Source organism: Blautia sp. DFI.6.71 (assembly GCF_020593585.1).
Taxonomy (GTDB): Bacteria; Bacillota; Clostridia; order Lachnospirales; family Lachnospiraceae; genus Blautia_A; species Blautia_A wexlerae.
In genome coordinates this window covers 77,619-102,084 of sequence record NZ_JAJDMJ010000003.1, presented here as the reverse complement: position 1 = coordinate 102,084, position 24,466 = coordinate 77,619, and the positions used below count along the sequence as shown (strand labels likewise).

Genomic DNA, 24,466 nt, shown 5'->3' with positions numbered 1-24,466 from the left:
GAAAGGTATTAGATATGAATATAGCTGCTTATTGTCGTGTCTCCACTGATAAAGCTGATCAGCTCAACAGTCTGGAAGCTCAAAAGCAATTTTTCTCTGAGTACACCCAGCGTACTGGTGACAACTTAGTTAGATTATATGCAGATGAGGGTATTTCAGGCACGAAAATAAAAAATCGAAAAGAATTTTTACGCATGATGGCTGATGCTGAACATGGACTATTTGATATGGTAGTAGTAAAGGACATCTCTCGCTTTGCCAGAAATACTGTAGACCTTCTGCAGAATGTCCGCAAACTGAAAGCATTAGGAATCGAGACACAGTTTTTGACGGCCAACATGACCAGCATGGGAAACAGTGAATTTGTTCTGACAATCTTCGGTGCATTGGCGCAGGAAGAAAGTGCCAATACTTCAAAGCGTGTGAAATTCGGCAAGAAAATGAATGCTGAAAAAGGACGAGTTCCGAATATTGTGTACGGATATGATAAAACCATTGGAGATTACTTTAATTTGGCAATCAACGAGGAAGAAGCAGCTGTTATCAGGCAGATTTATAAATGGTATATCGAAGAAGGATATGGTGCCGCCAAGATTGCAAACATGCTGAATGCGAAAGGTATCCGAACAAAGCGTAATTGTCAGTGGAGCCAGAATGCGACGTGCCGGATTTTAACGAATGAACTTTATACCGGAAAAATTATCAACGGCAAGCAGGAAGTAGCTGACTTCCTGACTGGACAGAGAACGGAAAAAGACGAGACGGAGTGGATGGTAACAGAACGTCCGGAACTGCGGATTATTGAGCCGGAAATGTATGAAAAGGCACAGGAGATTTTGGAGTGCAGAAGCAAGACTTTTAAATTAACAAAGGAACGGCAGAGCAATAAGTATTTGTTTTCTACTCTGATTAAATGTAAGGAATGTGGCTGGTCATTTCGACGAACTGTTCGTACTTATAAGAATACTTATATTCGCTGGGTATGTTCCGGTCATAATGGACGTGGGGCGGATAGCTGCCCGAATGCTCAGACAGTGGACGAGGAAGAGTTGATTGAAGTTCTGTCCGAATACTTTTCCGAGCTGCTGAAAGCAAAGAAAAATGTAATTCGTCACGTAACAGGCGAATTCCAGAGGGTTTACAAAGCCAAGGATGAGAACCTGAATTACGAAAAGGAATTGAACGCACAGCTTCACAAGCTTCAAAAAATGCGTCAGAAATACATGGATATGTACACCGATGACCTCATTACACGTGAGGAACTGAATGAAAAAATCGGCGGCACAAAACAGGAAATCGAGCGTCTGGAGAATGAGTTGAAAATGGTTGCCTATCACCTGACAAAAGGTGAACAACTGGAAACAATCTTGAATCGCACGTTTAAAGAGATTGAAGATATTTCCGATGTTCACCAGATGACCAATGCACAGCTTAAACGGATTATCCAGAAAATTGAAGTAGACAAGGATGGTAACGTAGATATTTACTTACGAATCTTCGGTGATTTAGGCTTAGATGAAACCGTTCTAATTAGTGACAACCAAACATAAGGACTGCACTGACCGTCTCAGCCAGCTCAATCCGGGACTGGCATGTGAAGTGAGACAGGTTCTGGATGTGAACAAGCAGGAGCGGCATATCAGAGGCGGGCTCGCTACCAGAGAAAAATATTTACATCAGCATTAGAGCGTGTTTAAAAAATCATTCCCACAAATTGTGACGTATATTTTGTGAAAAGCCTTTTTCAAACATGCTCTAAGAGCGTAAAAGAAGCTGCTGTCGGATATGACAGTAGCTTTTTTTAGGTATTTTTACTGCTGATTTTTGTTTTACATAGTATATAATGAAAAGCATATTGTTTGGGTTTGTAAAAAATTATTTGCTCCAGATTTCAAGCGTTTTTAACAATTTTTCTTTGATACTTAAATGAAAAACTAATTTCCAGCTGTGGATTATACCTGTAATTCTGCAGGATTAATTTCCACTTTACGTCTTAACAAGTTCATATATTTGCTTTATAATGAGTCCATAAGCACCCAGTTTTAATGTTTTTTTACATGCTAAATGGGCATCTGAAAATAGTATGCAGGACTAAATTCCACATGCCTTATGTGTAAGACTAAATTCTGGTGCAGCGAAATCTGCCTGTGCTTTACTGTTTTATTTTATAAGTTTCGGACTAAGCATAACGTCATCAGGTTCGATTGCCTTTAATCCTAATGATTTATGCAGCTTGTTGTCCAAGAGTAAAAGAGAGAGTTCATATGGACTGTGTCCATTAAAACTGTCTCTTTTTTCGTTATTTATGTGATTCATCATAAGCCTGACTTTATCGTCATTTAAATCAGCGAATGAACTGCCTTTCGGACATATATAGCGGATATACTCATGATTCTTTTCACAGGCACCTTTTTGCCAAAAGCTGTATGAATCACAGTAAAAGACAGTAGTACTTTTACTTCCGTCACAGAATTCCTCCATCTCTTTTCGGGCGGAGAATTCAGAACCTCCATCCGTAAGGATCACTGGAAAAAGCTTTTTGAATGCCTCCTGTCCCAAAACTGTTTCCAGCCATACAAAGACCTCCAGGACGCATTCCTGATCCTGATATTCCAAAAGGAACATGAGCATAAGATTGCAGTTGCGGAATGTAAAGGTTAAGATAGATCTGCTTTCGCCTTTCTTACCTTCCACACAGTCCATTTCCACGACATTGGTATCTGGATGCTCCTTCATATAATTCTGAAAATCTTCGTAGTTATGACCTTGGCGGTAAGAACGGTCTTTTGATCCTGCCTTCGTAGGTTTCCTGCGCTTTTTATAGCGCACAGAACGTCTTAAATCACCATTGCGGATATCAAATACACAATCATTAATGTAAGAGTAAAGTGTTCTTCGGGAGCAGCCTAATTCCTCTGCGTGGGTAGCATAAATGTGTCCGATGGACTGGTGTTTATCCCTGATCAGCGGGACCAGTAAATCGTTCATGGACTGAATGCTTTCGGGAGTCTGATTGATACCAACTCTGCTATCAACAAGCACACTGCGATATTCATCATGAGCATACTTGGAAGAATAAAACATTCTTGGCATGAGACAATGGCTTTTTTTAGCGCATCCATTACATACATATGGCGGCTTTTTAAGCTTTTCACATTCCGCCGTTTCATATGCAGGACATACATCTATACAACGCATATTTTGCTTTTTACAGATTTTACACATAGTTCCACATTGCTCATCACAGAGACAGGTCATTTTACATTTTTTTCGATGAATGCAGGGAGGATTGGTATAACTTGGATCCGGACGCTCTTTGACACGTGCATGAAGACGTACTTCCTTAGATATTGTTGAGGAATCTTTGCCTATGATTCTTCCAATTTCAGCAAAGCTTTTATTCTCAGTAAGAGCTTTTTCAATCTCAACACGCTGCTCAAATGTTAAATGTTTCCGATTGCCTTTATTATTCATATTTATCTCCAATCTGCACAGGCAGGCAATCAGTTGCAAGTACAGTATACATAGCAATGGTTATCAACGACAATATATATGTGCAGAAGTAATTTCTATGAGACTGGAATTTACTCTTGCCAACTGGAAGTTAAAAATACATTTAAGTCAATTTTTCTTTGATGAGTTAGACACGCAAATTTTTTATAAAAACAGAACAAATGTTTGCAAGAAGCGATTAGATATGTTAGAATATAGTTAGAGAGTTAGAGATGAAACAGTATAAGATAAATTGGAGCAAGGCAGATAATTGTCTGACGGGGAGGAAAAGGGATGCAGGTTTTATCCAGTTATGGCGTAGAATTACGAAAACAGAATATTCCAATCCATCAGACCCTGGAAATCTACCGGTCTGCGGTCAGTTATCTGACAGAAATATATGGGCAGGTGTGGGAAGAACTGGAACAGATTTCCGATAGCAAGAGACGCTTCAATGCCGCGGAGCATCTGGTACATACCACGAAAAAGAATTCTGCACGCTTTGATTTTGATCTTCGCTTCCCGAAGATGCCGTCCTACCTGAGACGAGCCGCAATCCAGCATGCATTGGGAAGTGTATCTTCTTACGAAACACGGATGGATCTGTGGAAAAAGTCAGGAGAAAAAGCAGGGAAACCCAGACTGGCGTATGAGAATTATGCCATGCCTGTTTTTTATCGTGATGTAATGTACAGGGAAGGAGAAGAAGGAAAAGACGAAGCATACCTGAAACTGTATGATGGCCATGACTGGAAATGGTTTTGTGTGCGTTTAAATCATACGGATATGGAATATCTGCGCAAGAACTGGTCGGGGAAAAAGGCATCAGCCCCGACACTGGAGAAAAGATACCATAAATATTTCCTGCGTTTTTCTTATACGGAAGAAGTAACACTTACAAAAACGCCGGTAAAAGAACAGATCATCTGTAGTGTGGACTTGGGAATCAATACCGATGCGGTCTGTACCATTATGCGGGCAGACGGAACTGTCCTGGGAAGAAAATTTATCGATCATCCCAGTGAAAAAGACCGGATGTACCGCACACTGGGACGGATCCGGAGATTCCAGAGAGAGCACGGCTCTGCGCAGTCACGGGGAAGATGGGCATATACGAAACGTCTGAATACAGAGATGGGAAGAAAAATTGCAGGTGCGATCGTAAAATATGCCGAAGAAAACCATGCGGATGTGATCGTATTTGAATATCTGGAAATGCAGGGGAAGATATCCGGAAAGAAAAAGCAGAAACTGCATCTGTGGAGAAAACGGGATATCCAGAAGCGTTGTGAACATCAGGCACACAGAAAAGGAATGCGCATATCCAGAGTCTGTGCATGGAATACAAGCAGGCTTGCGTATGATGGTTCTGGAAATGTATCCCGTAACCCGAAGAATCACAGTATTTGTGTATTCCAGACAGGAAAACAATATAACTGTGACCTGTCGGCATCGTATAATATCGGGGCAAGATATTTTATCAGAGAACTTTTAAAACCCCTTCCGGTAACGGAAAGGTCTTTGCTGGAGGCAAAAGTCCCTCCGGTAAAGCGTAGAACCTCATGTGTTTATGCAGATCTGAAAGAACTTCATTTACAAATGGAAATCTTAAAGGCAGCATAAATGCAGGCAGATATACAGCGGACTACCTGCAATGTGGGAACCTGCCATATCTGGCATGGAAAAATGCGCATAACTGCGCTGGCCTAAGTTACAGGCGTATCCGCCGATATTTAGTCTGACGCCTAAAGCGTCTGGAAGCACGCGACTTCAGTCGTGTAAGGATAAAATTTTTAATTCACAGGTGCATTACCAAAGGTAAAAGCTAATATGTCTCAAGGAATTCCCCAAATGATAGAAATTGCTACTGAAAAGAGATGGAAAGAAGATTTCGAAAATAAGCACAAGAAAAAAGCCGGAAATGGTTGGTTTCGATATAGTACACGATTTGCTCTACCTGTTATGAATGAGAAAGGTGATATTTTGGATTACAATGTATATCAGGCTGTGCTAATAGTAAGATATGCAGCGGATAAAAAATTGTATTTGTACGATATACAAAACATTAAAAAAGAAACGAGATACCCATCCTGGACTGAATAGTCAGATAGTCAGAAACCCATTTCTTTGAATAGATTATAATATATTGTTTATGGAAATGCAAGGGGAAAAATAGTACTGAGAAAAGAAGCTACTGTCGGATATGGCAGTAGCTTTTTTCAGGTGTTTTTTGTATAATAAAATGCTGTAAAGGCTTTGCAAAAACATAAGGGAGGATAAGAAGATGGCATTAATGGAAGTGAACTTCTTTTCAAAAGCACTGATGCGTCCGGTAACGATGAATGTAATCTTGCCGGTTGATAAAGTGTTTTTTGGAGAAGAAACAGAAGAAGAGAACAAACCGTTTAAGACTTTGTATTTGCTTCACGGAGTAATGGGGAATTACACAGACTGGGTAACAGGAACATGTATTAAGCGATGGGCAGAGGAAAAGAATCTGGCAGTAGTTATGCCATCTGGAGCAAATATGTTCTATATGGATCATCCGAATGCAAATGAAAACTACAGTGAATTTATCGGAAAAGAGCTTGTAAAGATTACACGAAGAATGTTTCCGTTATCTCACAAAAAAGAAGATACATTTATTGCCGGGTTATCCATGGGAGGATACGGTGCGATCCGAAATGGTCTGAAATACCATGACACATTCGGATACATCGCAGGTCTTTCTTCTGCTATGATTCTTGAAAAAATGAGGACAGCAGATGACAGTTCTCCTATGTTCTTTGAGAAAAAAAGCTTTCTGGAGAATGTATTTGGAGATCTGTCCCGGATCAAAGACTGTGAGATCAATCCGGAATGGATTGCCGAAAATATGAAAAAAGATGGAATCCCATTTCCGCATATGTACCTTGCCTGTGGACTGGACGATCCGCTTCTTCCTCCGAACCGTAAGTTCAGAGATACCATGCAGAAACTGGGTGTGGATGTAACTTACGAGGAAGGTCCGGGAGCACATGAGTGGGATTTCTGGAATCGTTATATTAAGAGAGTTCTGGACTGGCTGCCTCTTGATAAGGATAGCAAGGAAGGGATGAACAGCGGGAACGTAGGATTGTAAATTACAGAACATATTTTATTAAAATCTCTGAGGTTACAATAATCTCAGAGATTTTTTGCCAGAAATATTTTAGTATGGGTAAAATAACTGTGAACATAAAAATATACAAAAAAGCAAAGATAAAAATATATAAAATACCGAAAAAATAAAATTGTATTGACAATAATATGTGAAAGATATAATATATTTCATGTAGAGTACACGGGTACGCAAAGCAAAAACATACATATAATGAAGAAAGCGAAAACCTATGTGCTGGAAAATATGTATTTGAACAAAAAATACCCCACATAACTTCACCTGCTACCAACAAATGGAGAAATACATGGGATATTTTATGGAAAATAATTTTATCACAAGTCTAAATATTTGTAAATAAATTTTCCTGACAGAACTTATGCATATTTTCGTAACTCATATGACTGGAACTGAAAAATGTTTATCCAGTTAAAAATTAGTAAAGCAGATTTTATATAACTGCGTAATTAAACAGGAGGTACGAATAATGAAAAAAAGGTTACTTAGTGGTTTACTTTGTGGAACACTAACAATGTCTCTTCTTGGAGGGACTGCAATACCAGTATTGGCAGATGATGATCAGACAATCACAATGTGGACAGTATTTACTGGATCAGATGGAGATATCCTGAGAGAAATTGTCAAAGATTACAATGAGAGTAACGAAGATGGGATTAAAGTTGATATTGATATCATGGATGGAAGTACTCTTCAGGCAAAACTTCCTACAGCAATATCTACCAATACAGCTCCGGATTTTGTTTTGATGGGAATTGAATATATTTATCAATATGCAAATAATGATATGATTATACCATTGGATGATTTCTGGGAAAAAACCGGATTGGATGAAAGCAACTATTTGGAAAATGTTGTGGACAAATCAAAAGTAGATGGAACTTTATATGGTGTTCCGATGCAGTATAATCTTCAGTATCTCTATTATAATAAAGATTTATTTGAGGAGGCAGGGCTTGATCCAGAACAGCCACCGACAACAATGGAAGAATTAGCAGAAGATGCAAAGAAATTGACGAATCCGGATAAAAATCAGTATGGTATTGGTTTTCCTACAGACTATGCATCCTATTGTGAATATTTATGGTCAAATGGTGGAGATGTAGTAAGTGAAGATGGAAAAGAAAATAATCTGAATTCGGAAGCTAATATTAAGACCTTGGAATGGATTCAAGATTTAGTTTTGAACGAAAATGTTTCTCCTCAGGGGTTAAAAGCTGCTGATGCAGATACCATGTTTCAGTCAGGACAGTTGGCAATGTATACCAGTGGACCATGGAATATTAATGGATTAAAACAGTTGGGGGTTAATTTCGGAATTACTGCAATTCCATCGGGTTCAGATGGAGCTTATGCCCCTGAAGGCGGTTGTGCATATATGATTCCAAAAAGCGTAGATGATTCCAAGAAGGATGCGATTTATAAATGGATGGCATATTGGCTTTCTGACGATGTATTAAAAGAATGGTCTACAAGAAATGGATTTCCGGTATGGTCTAATTCACTGCTGGAAGATGAAGATATTAAATCTGATGAGATCTTAACAGATGTATCCGATGCATCTAAGATTGGACGTAACTGGCATCTGAATCTTGACTGGGGAAGTCAAATTGATCAGAATGTTATGCAGCCTATGATGGAACAGATATTATCAGGAACCGATGTATCTGAGGCGCTTCAGACAGCGTCAGATACTTTAGATGGTATTATTGCAGAAAAGTAGAATTCAAGAGCTGTTGCAGTAATGCAATAGCTCTTTTTATAGGAGAGCGAATATGAAAAATAGAAATAAATATCATGCTCAAAGTCAGAAACAAGCATATCTTTTTCTGGCACCGTCTATGTTAATACTTACAGTTTTTGTCTTTATTCCTCTGATTGGTGCACTGGTGATCAGTGTTATGAATATTGACATTTATATGAACAATATTTCTTTTGCAGGATTTGGAAATTATTTAAAAATGTTTCATGATAGCAGAATAGGAAATGCTACATTTAATTCATTTTATTTTGCACTGGCAGAAGTACCTCTTCAGGTTTTTATGGCATTATTAATGCTTATGTTGATGATAAAAAATAATCGTTTTCATAAGTTTCTAAGAACAGTATTTTATCTTCCATATGTATGCTCAATGACAGCGATTAGTATCATGTGGTCAATGCTGTTAAATACAAATTATGGTATGTTACCATATTTATTTAAACAAATTGGTGTTGACTTTCCAAATGTTCTTACAAGTACTACATGGGCAATGCCAGTAGTGATTCTTATTACAGTATGGAAAAACTTTGGATATACACTTACTCTTTTATCTGCTGCGGCACTGGGAGTATCAAATTCTTTATACGAGGCTGCTGAAATGGATGGAGCTACAGGATTTCAGAAATTTATATATGTAACGATTCCTGGAATCAAACAGACTATTAATTTTTGTATTGTTACAACACTGATTACCGCTCTTCAGGTTTTTGATCAGGTATATGTTATGACTAAAGGCGGTCCATTGTATAAAACGGAAACACTTGTAAGTTATATTTATAATCAGGGATTCCAGGTGGCTCCTTATGATTTAGGATATGCGTCTTCTATTGCTGTATATCTGTTCCTTATGGTCGCTATTATTACCTTTGTTCTCAGAAGATTTGTATTAAACAGGGGGACAGAAGAATGAAAATAAAGAAAATAAAAGTAAATGAAATAGTAGGAACTGCAGTTACAGTTTTAATTGCTGTGTTGATTTTATTTCCTTTGATCTGGTTGTTGGTTTCATCTTTTAAATCAGACGCAGATGTAATTAAATGGCCGCCAATATTTTTTCCAACACAATGGTTGACGGCACAATATAAATATGTAGTAGATGCAATTCCTATTTTATCCATGCTGAAAAATACAGTTGTTTTTTCAGTAGGAGTAACTGTAGTCAGTCTGTTTTTTGACTCGATGGCAGCCTATGCATTTTCAAGGATGCATTTTAAAGGAAAGAATCTTATTTTTGGAATTATTCTTCTCACAATGATGGTTCCTTTCCAGATTATTATGATTCCTCTTTACATTGAAGAATATAAATTTAAAATTCTTGACACTTATTTGGGATTGATTTTACCAAGAGCCTCTAGTGCATATGGAATTTTTATGTTAACATCATTTTTTGAGAACATTCCTAAATCACTGGATGAAGCGGCAAGAATTGATGGTATGAAGGAAAAACAGATTTATAGCAGAATCATATTACCGCTTGCCAAACCGGCATTTATAACTCTTGGAATTTATCATTTTATGAATAACTGGAATGATCTGATTTATCCAATGATGCTCACCAGTTCTGTAGAGAAGAGAACACTATCAGCAGGACTTGCAATTCTTGTGGGAAGTAATTCCATTAAGTATGGACCAACGCTTGCAGCAACTGTAATATCTATTGCACCATTAATGATACTATTTCTGTTTTGCCAGAGATTTTTTATGGAAGGAATTGCTACATCTGGAATGAAGGAATAAATTAACACAGGTTGAAAGGGAAAAATTATGGGGATTACAACAAAAGAAATAGCAAAAATATGTGGAGTATCCAGAACTACTGTACACAGAGCTTTAAATAATACAGGACGTATCAGTGAAAAAACAAAAAGGATGATATTGGAAACTGCTGAGAAAAATGGATATCGTCCAGATCTTTTGGCTACAGGGCTGGCAAAGGGAAAGACATATTATATTGGTGTTGTTGTAATGGATGTTAATAACCGTTATTTTTCTCAGATGTTAAGTGCATTAGAGATAGAAGCCAGAGAAAGAGGATATTTTATTAATATTACTCTTCACCAGAATGACAAGGAAATAGAAAAAGAACAGCTTTGTAAACTTGCAGATTATCATGTAGATGGCATTATACTGTCTTCGGTTAATAAAGGAGAAGAATATAAAAAATTTATAGAGAGCCTAAACATTCCAGTGGTTACGATTGATAATAAAATCGCAGATAAGATACCATTTGTAACAGTAAATGGAAGAAGTGCAATTTCAAAAGCTGTTTGTGAAATAGCGGAATCTGGATATGAAAAAGTAATATTTGTATGTCCTCCTTTGGCTGAAAAGAATCTGGAGAATATATATGTACATGAAGAAAGAACTGCGGGTTTTAAAGAAGCGGTAAAAAAAATTCATGGGCTGGAATATGTGATTATTGGAAACTGGGATTATCAGAAACAAGCAAAAAAAGAGTTAGAAAAAAGTGAGAAAAAAACAGCATTTTTATGTACCGGGGACATGTTTGCTTTAAATCTTATACGTATGTTTGAAAAAAATGGAAAACGTGCTGGTCAGGATTATGGAATCATGGGATATGATAATATTGATTTTTTGGAATATGTAACTCCTCGTCTGACAACGATAGATAATCACGTGGAAAAGGTCGCGGAAGAAGCATTTAACTTACTACTTCAGCTCATGGAGAACAAAAATGTTGCAGAAACAGAGAGAATTTTGGAAACAGTGACAGTACAGGGAGAAACGATATAATTAAGTGAATATATTGTAGAGGCTCCTGAAGTCTGTCTATAAGGAGAATTATGAAACATATAATTATTACAGTAAATAGTAAATTTAAAAAAAGCGAGATAGACAGCAGAATTTATAGTTCGTTTGTAGAACATATGGGAAGAGTGGTTTATACAGGCATATATGAACCAAATCATCCAACAGCAGATAAGGATGGATTTCGTCAGGATGTATTGGAAAAAGTAAAAGAGTTAGGAATTACAATGGTGCGCTATCCTGGTGGAAATTTTGTTTCTAATTATGACTGGAAAGATGGAGTAGGTCCCAAGGAAGAAAGACCTAAGCGCCTGGAACTGGCATGGCGTGCTGTTGAAACCAATGAAGTTGGAATCAATGAATTTATGAGATGGGCAAAAAAAGCAGGAGTAGAGCCGATATGTGCTGTAAATCTGGGAACAAAAGGAATTGAAAATGCAGCTTCCTTTTTAGAATATTGTAACATGCCTGCAGGAACGATGTACAGCGATATGCGGGTAAAACATGGTGTTTCGGAACCATATAAAGTAAAATTGTGGTGTCTTGGAAATGAAATGGATGGAGACTGGCAGATTGGACATAAGACAGCAGATGAGTATGGGAGACTTGCAGAAGAAACTGCAAAAGCAATGAAATTAATTGACGAAAATATAGAATTGGTTGTCTGCGGAAGTGCAAAATCAGATATGCCGACATATCCTGAATGGGAAGCTACAGTACTGGAACATGTATATGAAAATGTTGATTATCTGGCATTACATCAATATTATGGTGGACAGGAAATGGGAACAGCCGATTTTCTTGCTCAATCTGTAGATCTGGATTGTTATATTGACACAGTTAGTGGCGTTTGTGACTACATAAAAGCAAAGAAACGTTCAGAAAAAACGATGTATATTAGTGTCGATGAGTGGGGAGTGTGGGCGCCAGAAGGAAAAGTAGCTCATCCGGAAATAGAAGAAAAACCATGGCAGATAGCTCCTCATTTGAGTGAACAGGTATACACAATGGAAGACTCACTACTATTCGCAAGTATGCTGATGAGTTTTGTCCGTCATAGCGACAGAGTAAAAGTTGCCTGCCAATCTCTTTTAACTAATATCAGTGCAACGATTATGACTGAAAAAGGTGGAGAAGTATGGGTACAGCCTGTATTTTATCCTTTTTCTTATATGTCAAAATATGCAAGAGGAACAGTGATGGAAGAAGTATATGAAGGTCCTTCCTATGACTGCAGCATTGCAAAAAATGTTCCATATGTGGATACAGTAACGGTATATAATGAAGAATTAGGTGAGATTGCAATTTTTGCAGTCAATAGAGCAGAAGAAACTGTATCTGTTTCAGAAGAACTTCAGGGGTTTGTATTAGAGGAAATAGCAGAACAGTTATATATGACTTCTGGAAATCGCAAAGATACAAACTTAGAGAATCATGACAAAATAAAACCGTATGAGATAAATAATGCTGAGATAGCAGGGGATAATCTTAACTTTGAAATTGAACCGCTGTCATGGAATATGATAAGAGTGAAAGTAAAAAACAAAAATTAATAAATTTATAAGAGACTGGCGCACTAGGAAATTATTAAAGCGAGAGTCTCTTTTTTTCTGTAAAAACATATTGAATGTCATGTGGAAGTTGTGTATAATGAAAGTACAAAATAAGGTATATTATTTTAGATAAAAGTAAAATAAAAACTCAAAATCATAAACTGTGGAGGTAAAAATGACTAAGCTTGTAATCAATCCATCAAAGAAACAGAGCAAAATCAACAAAGAGATTTACGGACATTTCTCAGAGCATCTGGGAAGATGTATCTACGAAGGAATCTATGTAGGCGAAGATTCCCAGATCCCGAATAAGAACGGAATGCGTACAGACGTAGTAGAAGCACTGAAGCATATCAGGATTCCGGTACTTCGCTGGCCGGGTGGATGCTTCGCAGATGAATACCACTGGAAAGACGGTATCGGACCAAAGGAAACACGTAAAAAAATGATCAATACACACTGGGGCGGTGTGGTAGAAGATAACAGCTTTGGTACACATGAATTTTTTGAACTCTGTGAGCAGCTTGGCTGCGAAGCTTATGTTAATGGTAACCTGGGAAGCGGAACAGTTCAGGAAATGTCTGAATGGGTAGAATATATCACATTCGAGGGTGTTTCCCCGATGGCTGACCTCCGTAAGAAAAACGGACATGAGAAACCATGGAAACTGGATTTCTTTGGAGTTGGAAATGAGAACTGGGGATGTGGCGGAAATATGAATCCTGACTTCTATGCAAATGAATACCGCCGTTATCAGACTTATGTCCGCAATTATCATCCGGATCACCCAATCCACAAAGTCTGCTGTGGTGCCAATGTAGATGATTATGAATGGACATCTGAAGTATTAAAGACTACACATAATCATTGCCTGAAAGAACTTCACGGAAATATGGATGGTCTTTCTCTTCATTATTATGTACATCCGGAAGGATGGGAGATCAAGGGAAGTGCTACAGATTTTGATGATAAGGTATGGTATAAGAGTCTGAATAAAGCGCTCTTTATGGAAACTCTGATCGAGCGTCACGGACATATCATGGACGAATATGATCCAGAGAAAAAAATCGGCATGATCGTTGATGAATGGGGTGCATGGTACACAGTAGAACCGGGAACAAACCCGGGATTCCTGTATCAGCAGAACACAATGAGAGATGCCCTGATCGCAGGTATCACTTTGAATATCTTTAACAAACACAGCGACAGAGTAAAGATGGCAAACCTTGCGCAGATCGTAAATGTGCTTCAGTCCGTTATCCTTACAGATGGTGCTGATATGATCCTGACACCAACCTATCATGTATTTGATATGTACAAATATCATCAGGATGCAATGCTTGTAGACAGTTCTATCGAAACAGAAACCATCGGTGTGGAAGAAGAGTGGCAGGTACCGAACCTGACAGAATCTGTATCTGTAGCAGAAGACGGAGCTGTACATATCACATTGACAAACCTGTCTCTGGATAAAGATTATGAGATCAGAACTATCCTTACAGACTATCAGGTAAATGAAGTCAAAGGTGAGATTGTACACGGCGAAATGCACGAAATGAACACCTTCGAAACACCGGACCAGGTACGTGTAAAAGAATTTAACGAAGTAGAAAAAACAGCAGAAGGAATCAAATTTACAATTCCTAAATGCAGTGTTCTTCATCTGGAAGTAAGATAATTACAGTATTTTTAAAGATAAAGAGTTTCGTATAAATGAAAGATTAATAAACTTTACAGATTCACAGAAAATGCCGCTTCTGACAAAACAGGCAGGTATTTTCTGTGAACATTTATAATGGAAACAAAAAGGAGACTAAGGTATGAACGGGAAGCTGCGTGTGTGCAGAAAATGTCTGCCCGGACAGAAGAATGAAGAGGCTTTTTATGAGGATCTGTCACGCTATATTCAGCGTATGGATGAAGAACTGAAAGTAGATCAGCAGACATATGAGAAAAGGCTTGGCATATGCAGCTCCTGTGAACGATTGATGAGTGGGATGTGCAGGCTCTGCGGATGCTTTGTGGAACTGCGGGCTGTACAGAAGGTGCGAAAATGTCCGGATCTGCCGGCAAAATGGGAGGCGCAGAAATGAAAGACGGTTTAAAAGAAGGGTTATTAAATAAGGTAAAAGTAACGGATAAATTCTGGCGAGGATATCAGGAACTGGTAATGGATACAGTGATTCCTTATCAGGAGAAAATATTAAATGATGAGATTCCGGGAGTGGAAAAGAGCCATGCACTGGCAAACTTCCGTATTGCAGCAGGACTGGAAGAGGGTGAGTTTTACGGAATGGTTTTCCAGGACAGCGATGTTGCCAAATGGCTGGAAGGCGTGGCGTATGCACTGGAAGTCCGCCCGGATACTGAACTGGAAGAACGTGCAGATAAGGTTATTGAAATTATTGAAAAAGCGCAGCAGGATGACGGTTATCTGAATACTTTTTTCACGATCAAAGAGCCGGAACACCGCTGGCAGAACTTACAGGAATGCCATGAATTATACTGTGCCGGACATATGATGGAAGCAGCGGCGGCTTATTATGAGGTGACTGGAAAAGACCGTCTGCTTCATGTGATGGAGCGTATGGCAGAACATATCGAGAAACGTTTCGGAACAGAAGAAGGCAAAGAACCGGGCATCCCAGGACATCAGGAAATTGAGCTAGGGCTTCTGCGTCTCTATGAAGTAACCGGAAAAGAAAACTACAAAGATCTTGCCAGATATTTCATCGAACAGCGTGGAAAAGATCCGGATTACTTTGTCAAAGAAAAAGAAAAAAGAGGCTGGGTTCACTTCGATATGGATGTGAATAACAGAGAATACAATCAGGCACATGCTACTGTCTATGAGCAGAAAGAAGCAGTAGGACATAGTGTCCGTGCAGTTTATATGTACACTGCCATGGCAGAACTGGCTTCCATTTACAAAGATGAAAAACTCTATCAGGCATGCTGTGATCTCTGGGAGAACATGATTCAGAAGAGAATGTATATCACCGGAGGAATTGGCAGTACCGTAGACGGAGAGGCATTTACCATTGATTATGATCTGCCGAATGACACCGTTTATGCGGAAACCTGCGCATCTATCGGGCTGGTATTTTTTGCAAGAAAGATGCTTGATAATGTGATGGATGGACGCTATGCAGATGTGATGGAACGTGCACTTTATAATGGGATCATCAGCGGAATGCAGCTTGACGGAAAGCGGTTTTTCTATGTAAATCCACTGGAAACAGAACCTGGAGTCAGCGGGAAATTATACGGATATAAGCATGTTCTGCCGGAGCGTCCGGGCTGGTATACATGTGCATGCTGTCCTCCCAATGTAGTCCGTCTGCTGATGTCTCTTGGTAAATATCTGTGGAGTGAGACAGAAGATGGAGTTTATTCTCATATCCCGGCAGGTACAGAAGCACACTTTGATAAGATGGATGTAACTGTAGAGAGCAACTATCCGTGGGATGGCAGAGTGATCTATCATGTAACTGGAAAAACAGAGAAAGAAACCATTCTGGGAATCCATATCCCATCCTGGGTACGCCCGGGTTCTGTTCAGGTGCGTATAAATGGAAAAGTGAAAGATATCACTGCAGATGTGGAAAAAGGATATCTGATCCTTAAGAGAGTGTGGGAAAATGATGAAGTAGAACTTGCTTTTCCGATGAAGATCCGCAAGATTTATGCAAACCTTAAAGTAAGGGAAGATGCCGGCTGTGTAGCATTTATGCGCGGGCCGATCGTTTATTGTTTCGAGGGTGTGGACAATCCGGGCCTGCTTCAGTCTTACCACATCTTTGAAGATGCAAAGATGGAAGAGGAAGTCTGCAAAGAAGGCCTGCTGGAAGGCTGCGTCCTGCTTAAAATCAAAGCACGTAAGCTGGAAACAGTGGGAGATTCTCTGTACAGTGATATTGCACCGGTGAGAACGCTGACAACACTGACAGCAGTGCCGTATTACACATGGGGCAACCGCGGAGAAAATCAGATGAGAGTCTGGATGCGCGGAGAATAACCGGAGAATCAGATGAAATATAAAACAAAAGCAAGGAACTATGTGGCAAAACACATCGGTTCCTTGCTTTTTGCTGTTTTCAGATATTCTGTAAAATTATACATTTGGAGTATAATGCACTTTCACATTAATATCCTGATTATAGTTTCCGAAATCTTTTCCGAAGAGTGTCAGACCGCCAATATTCTGAGATGGTTCATCTACCTGAAAACGGAATACCATATCATCCTGAGAGGTAAAAGTGAGCTGCTGTGTATTCACATCAGAGATCTTTAATCCATCGATAAAAGTACCGTGACGGTCAATGACAAGCATCTTCAGAAGACCATACTGATTCCAGTTCGGGAACCACCAGTCGGGAGTGAACATACCGTGGACATCACCGAAATCTCCGGGGCTTGTCCAGGTTCCGACCTTTGTATTATTCAGGAAAAAGGAAATATCAGAAGGCCAGTCACTGTTGACTCCGGGAGCTTCTGAACTGATTTCAAAGGAGAGTGTCAGCCGGTCAATCTTCTGTCCCGGAGGCAGCATATTTGGAATGCGGTAATCAATAAATCCCCGTCCAAACCATAAAATCTTTGCATCTACATGGCTCGGATGAGCAAAATAACGAGGATCATCTACCTCACCGATGAGATTATCGGTAGTAGACAGCCCACAGGTTGGATAGACAGAATAATTAAAGTAGTTGCCGATCGGAATGTCAATAGAGTAACTGTCCTCAGCCGGGCTGTCATTGTTAGAGGCAATATCAACCAGGATCTTGTCAACATTAATGCGACAGACCTTCTGGTTTCCGTGGCCGGAATGCTCTGGAAGAATTGCGAGAATTCCGGATTCTTCGAGTTTCTTTACATGGCTGGTCAGGGCACCGTTGGTAATCCCCAGACAGGAAGCCAGTTCATTCATATTCATTTCCTGATGCTCAAGGAGAGTCTGGATCAGCCGTATGCGGATGTCAGAACCAAGAGCTTTGAAGACAGGGACCGCCTGCTCCAGACTTTTAATATATAACATAACGGATTTCCCTTTCTGTTAAAAATGATTTTACAGCGTTTACGGTAGATTATAACGAATCTGCAAAAAATGTGCAACGAAAAGAAAAAAATATAGTTGATATTTTCTGAAAAATGCAGTACAATTTTAAATACATAAAAAATAATTTATATAAATCTAAAATAAAAACAGACAGGGGGACACACAATGAGTGAAGAACTTAAGTATAATGAGCCATGGATTCTGCAGAGAGCAGATCCATATGTTTATCGCCACACAGACGGAAACTATTATTTTACAGCATCCATACCGGCCTATGACCGGATTGTACTGAGAAGAAGCGAAACTCTGGCAGGACTGAAAGATGCGGAAGAAGTGACAGTCTGGGAGAAACACAAAGAAGGAATCATGAGCGAACATATCTGGGCGCCGGAGCTTCATTATCTGGACGGAAAATGGTACATCTATTTTGCGGGCGGAGATAAAGATGATATCTGGGCAATCCGCCCTTATGTGCTGGAATGTGCAGATACAGATCCGCTTACAGGAGCCTGGACAGAGAAAGGCAAAATGGGACGTGCGGATGCAGATGAATTTTCTTTTGAAGCTTTCTCTCTGGATGCAACAGTATTTGAAAACAAAGGAAAACATTACTATGTATGGGCTGAGAAGGTAGGGGTCGGCAAGCAGATTTCCAACCTTTATATTGGCGAAATGGAAACTCCGTATAAACTGAAAACCGTTCAGGTACTTCTCACTTCACCGGATTATGACTGGGAAAGAGTTGGTTTCTGGGTGAATGAAGGACCGGCAGTTATTCATCATGACGGCAGGATTTATCTTACCTATTCTGCATCTGAGACAGGTGCTGCATACTGCATGGGAATGCTTACAGCAGATGAAGATTCTGATCTTCTTGACCCGAAATCCTGGACAAAAGAACGTTATCCGGTTCTTCGTACAGATGAGTCCAGAGGAATCTATGGACCGGGGCATAATTCCTTCACTGAAGACGAAGAAGGAAATCCGGTCATGGTTTATCATGCGAGAACAGAAGCAGAGATTGAAGGGAATCCGCTGTACAATCCAAACCGTCATGCCATGCTGATGAAAATCCGCTGGGATGAAAAAACGGGTGCACCGATATTTTCTTACGAAGATTAATGTAACCTGAGATGGGATAATATTTGGAAAACAGGAGAACTGGTATGAGAAAAAAATGGGGAATGATCCTGGGGCTGACAGGAATGATGCTTCTCGGAGCACAGAGTATATATGCTGCGGAAGCTGCTGATGGCACAGCAGAGACAACAGATGCGGCAAACGAAAAAGAAACAGCAGGCGCAGATGATATTGAGAGCAAGATTAAGAAAGGTGGCTTTACTGCCGGAGCTTCCGTGCATGATCCATCTGTCATCAAAGACAATGACACTTACTATATCTTTGGCTCCCATATGGAATCTGCGAAGTCCACAGATCTGAGAAACTGGACCGGTTTTTCCTCCGGGGTCAATGCAGAGAATAAGCTGTTTGACAATCTTTTTGACGGAGAAGAAGACGGCGATCCGGCAGCGTTTACTTATGTAGGAAAGAACGAGGAAGGTGGTTATTCCGTATGGGCGCCGGATGTCATCTATAACAAAAAAATGGGAAAATATGTGATGTATTTCTGCACCACATCTTCTTATGTGAAATCCAATATCTGCTTTGCAACAGCAGACGATATTAAAGGTCCGTATCACTATGAGGATACATTCCTGTACTCTGGTTATAGCTATCATGATGTTAAGGAAAGTAATATCGAAGAACTGATGGGAACAGACCCAAGGCCATATACAGCAGCGTCTTATGACAATAATAACTGGCCAAACTGTATTGACCCGGATGTTTTTTATGATGAAGACGGGCGTATGTGGATGGTCTATGGCTCCTGGTCCGGCGGTATTTTTCTGATTGAAATTGATGAAGAGACCGGCTATCCGATTTATCCGGAAGCAGACGAAGAAAATCATGTGGACAGCTATTATGGAAAGAAACTTCTCGGTGGTTATCACAACTCCATCGAAGGTCCGCATATTATGTATGATGAGACCAGTGGATATTATTATCTGTTTTTGTCCTATGGAAATCTGCAGGCAAAAGGAGGTTATCAGATGCGTCTCTTCCGCTGTGACACTGTAGACGGAACTTATACAGATGCAGCAGGGAAGGATATGTATTTATTTGTGGAGCATAAAGATCATGGACTGAAAATGATGGGAAATTATACATTTCCAAGTCTTACTCAGACCTATATGGCACCAGGCGGACAGACTGCATTTGAAGATGAAGATGGTAAATTATACCTGGTCTATCATCAGCGTTTTGCTAAAACCGGAGAACTTCATGAGCCTCGTGTACATCAGCTGTTCCGCACAAAAGACGGATGGCTGGTTGCTGCGCCATTTGCCACAGACGGCGAGACATTGAAAGAGGATGGATATTCCGGAGATGAAATCCAGGGTACTTTTTATCTGGTAAATCATGGTACGGATATTTCGGACAAGGTACATAAACCGCAGAAGATTCAGCTTAATGCAGACGGAACAGTTGCCGGAGAAGAACTGAAAGGCAAATGGGAAGCAGAAGAATGCACACCATATATTGATGTGACTCTCGGTGAAAATACTTATACAGGAGTTGTCCTGAAAATGACCGATGAGGCAGGCAATGATACGATGTGCTTCAGCGCTAAGGGTGACAATAATGAAACTATATGGGGCGTGAAATATCTGTTGCCATAAATGGCTGTGGGAGTATCAGGAGCAGTATATAAATCTGAAGTCAGGCGGAGAAATCAGATGTTTTCGGGATGATAACCGATGGTAATCCGTATATGCTGGTTATAATCTCCGAAACCTGCACCAAAAAGAGTACACCCGCCGGGATGTTTGGCGCCCGGCAAAACAGAAAAACGAAATTTCATAACAGACTGATCAGTGAGTGCAAGCTGTCTGGTGGAAACATCAGACAGCTTTTCTGCGTCCAGAAAAGTGCCTTCAGGGGTGATCGTCAGTTTTTTCAGCAAACCATACTGATTCAGAAAAGAAAACCACCAGGAAGGATTGTATTTTCCTCTGCGGTCCCCATAATCACCAGGGCTGGTCCAGGTGCCAAGGATTACACCGTTCAGGGAAAAGGTAATATCAGAAGGCCACACATTACAGAATCGGGGGGCTTCGGAACTGATCTCAAAGGAAACTGTCAGTTCTTCAATCACGCTGTGATCAGGGATGAAATTGGGCAGTATATACTCCAGATATCCGGTGGTGAACCAGACGATCCTTGCCTGGCGGCTGCCTGGGTGTATGAAATACCGTGGCTGATCCAACTGTCCCACAAAAGAAGTAGAAGTTGCCATACCACAGGTGGGAGTTACCGAGAAATCAGAAAAATGTCCCACGCCGATTTCTGCACTGTAAGTCTGCAGATCAGGACCGTAAAGCGCCATATTTACCAGAAGCTGATCCCAGTCTTTTATAAAATAGCAGCGTTTCTGTGTTCCGTGTGAGAGAGATTCATCCCTGAATTCTATCAGCCCGGCTTCGGCCAGAAGATTAAGGTGAGGGGACAGGGTTGTAACGGGAATTTTCAGGTTTTGTGCAATTTGTTTAATATTCAGACCTTCTCTTTCTTGGATCAGACGCAAAATTTGTACACGGACAGGGGAACCGAGAGCTTTGAAGATGGCAAGACCATCGGAAACAGAACAGGATTTCATGTAAAAACCTCCTTTTGACTGTATTTACAGGTATATAACACTAAATAAGAATTTTTAGAAAAATACGTTTTGATTAGTTATTTTACCATAAAATTGGTTAAAAAAATATAGGGAAATAGCAAAAAAATAGATAGATTGATGAATAAATAACGGGCATTTATTTTAGATAAAACTAAAATAATAAAAATAAATCAAAAATATATTGACATTTACAGGAAAGAATTATATAATATCAACATAAACCGGAGCTGAAAATAAAAAAGTTGTGCAAAATGACCATAACAAAAAGATGGACTATATATTTTAAAAAAATACGAAATGATTATGGGGTTTGTACAATGGCATCATTGAAACCGGAAGAGCGCAAAGAAATGCAAAAAAGGAGGATCTTTTTATGAAGAGAAGAAAATTGTTCGCGTTACTTATGACTGCGGCTATGGCAGTGTCCAGTATGAGCATGGCAGTGAATGTCTTTGCAGAAGAAGACACAACAGAGGAAGCTGCTGAGAGCGAAGAACCGGCTGAAGGAGAGCCTACAGCAGTAACAACCGTAGGTCCTGATGATGGAACAAAATTCGAGATGTGGTCATTCGTAGACCTGCATAATGAGTTTTATGGTCAGATGGTAGATAAGTGGAATGAAGAGAATCCGGACAAACAGATCCAGATTACATTCAGTACATATCCATACTCTGATATGCATAACAAATTAATGATGTCCTTACAGGCAGGATCCGGTGCTCCTGACCTCTGCGATATCGAGATCGGACAGTTCCCGAACTATTCCGGTGATGACAGCCCTCTGTATTCCATGAATGATGCACTTGCTCCTTATGAAGATACAATGGTGCAGTCAAGACTTGATGTTTATTCCAAAGCTGACGGAACAAGACTTGGTGTTCCTTTCCATGTAGGTGCAACTGTTATGTACTGGAACGCAGATCTTCTTGAATCTTATGGATTAGATTACAAATCTGTAAAGACATGGGATGATTATACAAAACTTGGTGAAGAATTAAAAGAAGCTTCCAACGGTGAAGTGTACTTAACTTCTGTTGATACAGGCGGTGTTGACTGGATGTGGCTTGCAATGGCTGAGAATGGTGAAGACTGGACAGGCGGTCCGGACGGAACTGTAAACGTACAGCTTGATTCTGTAAAAGAAATGCTCACAATGCAGCAGAACTGGTTAAACGATGGAATCGCAATGGTATCCACAGACGGACATGTTGACCTTGAAGCTGGTTTCTCCAACATCATGGAAGGTAAAATTGCTTCCTTCCCGAAAGCTATGTGGTACATGAGCCGTTTCAAAGATTACATGCCGGAGATGGAAGGCAAATATGACATCACAACATGCCCTGTATTTGAAGAAGGACAGAAATGCTCCGTTGGTATCGGTGGTACAGGTACTGTTGTAACAAATCAGTGTGAGAATCCTGAACTTGCAGCTGAATGGCTTGCATGGGCTAAATGCTCTGAAGAAGGTGAAAACCTGATCTGGAACGAACTTGGATTTGACGTCTGCAACACAGCATTATGGTCTGACGAAGATTTCGCATATGATGAATCCAATACTTATAACACATTCTTCCGTGTAAAACCATACGAAGTTCTGAATGAACTTGCTGAAAACGATGCAATCGGAACTATTTACACAACAAAGAACTCTCCGACACTGAACGATTACATGTGTACAACAACTCTGAACAATGTATTAGAGGATGGCATGGATGTAGATGAAGCGCTTCAGGATGCACAGGATTATCTTGATTTCGAATGTGAATAATAAGATGATAATAGTTCACTGATCAAGTGAATAATGAACGGTTACTGCAGTGACCGAAATGATATGGGAGGCCAGGGAAACGCATTCCCTGACCTCCTTTACTGTTATCCTGGTGAGAAATGAGATTTTCACAGGATGTGGAGTCTGATTTCTTTTCAGGATAATGGTAATAAGAAAAAAAGAAATTATCTGTAACTGTTCAGTAAACCATGATTCCATATGATGCTGAAAAGTTACTGCTATTTTTAGAAGAGGAGGAATTCATTGTGAATAAAGTGAAAAAGATGCTCTATTCTCAGAAGGTGGCACCCTACGTATTCGTAATTCCGTTTGTTATCAGCCTTCTGGTATTCTGGTTATATCCGCTCATCAGTGGTATTGTAATGAGTTTTCAGGATATTTCATTTGGCGGTTCTCAGTGGGTTGGTCTGAAGCATTATCAGAAACTGGCTTCCGATAAGTTCTTCAAGACAGCTGTATTTAACAGTGTGGAATACATGCTTCTGACACTGCTCCTGCTGATTCCGATCCCGATGATGCTTGCAGTACTGATGGAAAGCCGTCTTACCAAAGCCAAAGGTGTATGGAAAGTGATCATGTACATTCCGGCACTTACATCTGTAGTTATTTCCGGTATGTTATTCCGACTGATGTTCTCAGAAGGTGATAACGGACAGATGAACCAGTTAATGCATTTGCTTGGAAATGCCAGTATCCCATGGCTGAAAGAAAAGACTACCGGATGGATAGCTTTGTTATTACTCTGTATGTGGAGATGGACAGGTGTTAATATGTTGTACTTTATTTCCGGTTTAAAGAGTATTGATACATCTCTTTATGAATCAGCAGACATCGACGGTGCCAATGCAAAACAGAAATTCTGGTACGTGACATTGCCGCTTCTGAAACCGACAACTATCTATGTTATTACAATTTCCGTATATGCCGGTCTGTCCATGTTCCTTGAGAGTTTCATGTTGTGGAATGGTAACTCATCACCGAAGAACATTGGTCTTACTATCGTAGGATATCTGTATAAACGTGGTATTGAGAAAAACGATATGGGTTATGCGTGTGCCGTAGGTATGGTACTTCTGGTCATTGCCCTGGCTATCAATGTTGTCCAGCTTGTGGCAACAGGAACATTCAAGAAGGAGGAAAAGTGAT

The 24,466-nt window shown here is 39.9% G+C and carries 19 protein-coding genes and 1 pseudogene; 17 read left to right on the top strand and 3 right to left on the bottom strand.

Features of this window, described 5'->3' with window-relative positions:
- The first annotated feature begins 14 nt into the window (after positions 1-14).
- Together LJE12_RS03155 and LJE12_RS03150 are read left to right on the top strand one after the other, a co-directional pair.
- The gene (locus LJE12_RS03155) at positions 15-1,550 is read left to right on the top strand and encodes a recombinase family protein (protein ID WP_161233946.1); all 1,536 of its coding nucleotides are present in this window, start codon (positions 15-17) and stop codon (positions 1,548-1,550) included.
- Positions 1,537-1,686 (top strand): annotated as a pseudogene (locus LJE12_RS03150) (sporulation transcriptional regulator SpoIIID); the annotation flags it as partial. The gene LJE12_RS03155 and the pseudogene LJE12_RS03150, both read left to right, overlap by 14 nt.
- A gap of 474 nt (positions 1,687-2,160) precedes the next feature.
- Here LJE12_RS03150 and LJE12_RS03145 read toward each other — a convergent pair.
- Positions 2,161-3,474 carry an IS30 family transposase gene (locus LJE12_RS03145; protein ID WP_227226680.1) on the bottom strand — a complete coding sequence of 438 codons (1,314 nt, stop codon included), beginning with the start codon at positions 3,472-3,474 and terminating at the stop codon, positions 2,161-2,163.
- A 312-nt stretch (positions 3,475-3,786) separates the two neighbouring features.
- Here LJE12_RS03145 and LJE12_RS03140 point away from each other — a divergent pair, with 312 nt between their 5' ends.
- From LJE12_RS03140 to LJE12_RS03090, 11 genes are all read left to right on the top strand, one after another.
- Positions 3,787-5,115: an IS200/IS605 family accessory protein TnpB-related protein gene (locus LJE12_RS03140; RefSeq protein ID WP_195277924.1), complete on the top strand. Its 1,329-nt coding sequence runs from the start codon at positions 3,787-3,789 to the stop codon at positions 5,113-5,115.
- 228 nt (positions 5,116-5,343) lie between these two features.
- Positions 5,344-5,595 (top strand): hypothetical protein, encoded by a 252-nt coding sequence (locus LJE12_RS03135; RefSeq protein ID WP_055150349.1) that lies wholly within the window; start codon positions 5,344-5,346, stop codon positions 5,593-5,595.
- Positions 5,596-5,776: 181 nt separating this feature from the next.
- A complete protein-coding gene (locus LJE12_RS03130) occupies positions 5,777-6,613 on the top strand; it encodes an alpha/beta hydrolase (protein WP_025577894.1) in 837 nt (278 codons plus the stop codon).
- Between the two features lie 505 nt (positions 6,614-7,118).
- Positions 7,119-8,372: an ABC transporter substrate-binding protein gene (locus LJE12_RS03125; RefSeq protein WP_025577891.1), complete on the top strand. Its 1,254-nt coding sequence runs from the start codon at positions 7,119-7,121 to the stop codon at positions 8,370-8,372.
- A 52-nt stretch (positions 8,373-8,424) separates the two neighbouring features.
- The gene (locus LJE12_RS03120; RefSeq protein WP_025577890.1) at positions 8,425-9,321 is read left to right on the top strand and encodes a carbohydrate ABC transporter permease; all 897 of its coding nucleotides are present in this window, start codon (positions 8,425-8,427) and stop codon (positions 9,319-9,321) included.
- Positions 9,318-10,148, top strand: a complete 831-nt coding sequence (locus tag LJE12_RS03115; protein ID WP_025577888.1) for a carbohydrate ABC transporter permease — start codon at positions 9,318-9,320, stop codon at positions 10,146-10,148. The genes LJE12_RS03120 and LJE12_RS03115 overlap by 4 nt, the downstream gene beginning before the upstream one ends.
- A 27-nt stretch (positions 10,149-10,175) precedes the next feature.
- The gene (locus tag LJE12_RS03110; protein ID WP_025577887.1) at positions 10,176-11,165 is read left to right on the top strand and encodes a LacI family DNA-binding transcriptional regulator; all 990 of its coding nucleotides are present in this window, start codon (positions 10,176-10,178) and stop codon (positions 11,163-11,165) included.
- Between the two features lie 50 nt (positions 11,166-11,215).
- Positions 11,216-12,733, top strand: coding sequence for an arabinosylfuranosidase ArfA (gene arfA, locus LJE12_RS03105; protein WP_025577886.1), 1,518 nt, complete (start codon positions 11,216-11,218; stop codon positions 12,731-12,733).
- A 175-nt stretch (positions 12,734-12,908) separates the two neighbouring features.
- Positions 12,909-14,411, top strand: coding sequence for an alpha-N-arabinofuranosidase (locus LJE12_RS03100; protein WP_195277925.1), 1,503 nt, complete (start codon positions 12,909-12,911; stop codon positions 14,409-14,411).
- 142 nt (positions 14,412-14,553) lie between these two features.
- Positions 14,554-14,826 (top strand): DUF6171 family protein, encoded by a 273-nt coding sequence (locus LJE12_RS03095; RefSeq protein WP_008707104.1) that lies wholly within the window; start codon positions 14,554-14,556, stop codon positions 14,824-14,826.
- Positions 14,823-16,751, top strand: a complete 1,929-nt coding sequence (locus LJE12_RS03090) for a glycoside hydrolase family 127 protein (RefSeq protein ID WP_227226679.1) — start codon at positions 14,823-14,825, stop codon at positions 16,749-16,751. The genes LJE12_RS03095 and LJE12_RS03090 overlap by 4 nt, the downstream gene beginning before the upstream one ends.
- A 96-nt stretch (positions 16,752-16,847) precedes the next feature.
- Here LJE12_RS03090 and LJE12_RS03085 read toward each other — a convergent pair whose 3' ends face one another.
- The gene (locus tag LJE12_RS03085; RefSeq protein ID WP_227226678.1) at positions 16,848-17,771 is read right to left on the bottom strand and encodes an ArsR/SmtB family transcription factor; all 924 of its coding nucleotides are present in this window, start codon (positions 17,769-17,771) and stop codon (positions 16,848-16,850) included.
- Positions 17,772-17,957: 186 nt separating this feature from the next.
- Here LJE12_RS03085 and LJE12_RS03080 point away from each other — a divergent pair, with 186 nt between their 5' ends.
- Positions 17,958-18,914: a glycoside hydrolase family 43 protein gene (locus LJE12_RS03080; RefSeq protein ID WP_025577880.1), complete on the top strand. Its 957-nt coding sequence runs from the start codon at positions 17,958-17,960 to the stop codon at positions 18,912-18,914.
- A gap of 44 nt (positions 18,915-18,958) precedes the next feature.
- Positions 18,959-20,533 (top strand): glycoside hydrolase family 43 protein, encoded by a 1,575-nt coding sequence (locus LJE12_RS03075; RefSeq protein WP_227226677.1) that lies wholly within the window; start codon positions 18,959-18,961, stop codon positions 20,531-20,533.
- A gap of 53 nt (positions 20,534-20,586) precedes the next feature.
- Here LJE12_RS03075 and LJE12_RS03070 read toward each other — a convergent pair whose 3' ends face one another.
- Complete coding sequence (locus tag LJE12_RS03070; RefSeq protein WP_227226676.1) at positions 20,587-21,510, bottom strand: ArsR/SmtB family transcription factor; 924 nt, start codon at positions 21,508-21,510, stop codon at positions 20,587-20,589.
- 394 nt (positions 21,511-21,904) lie between these two features.
- Here LJE12_RS03070 and LJE12_RS03065 point away from each other — a divergent pair, with 394 nt between their 5' ends.
- The gene (locus LJE12_RS03065) at positions 21,905-23,299 is read left to right on the top strand and encodes an ABC transporter substrate-binding protein (RefSeq protein ID WP_025577875.1); all 1,395 of its coding nucleotides are present in this window, start codon (positions 21,905-21,907) and stop codon (positions 23,297-23,299) included.
- 266 nt (positions 23,300-23,565) lie between these two features.
- Positions 23,566-24,465 (top strand): carbohydrate ABC transporter permease, encoded by a 900-nt coding sequence (locus LJE12_RS03060; protein ID WP_330366414.1) that lies wholly within the window; start codon positions 23,566-23,568, stop codon positions 24,463-24,465.
- The last annotated feature ends 1 nt before the right edge of the window (position 24,466 follow it).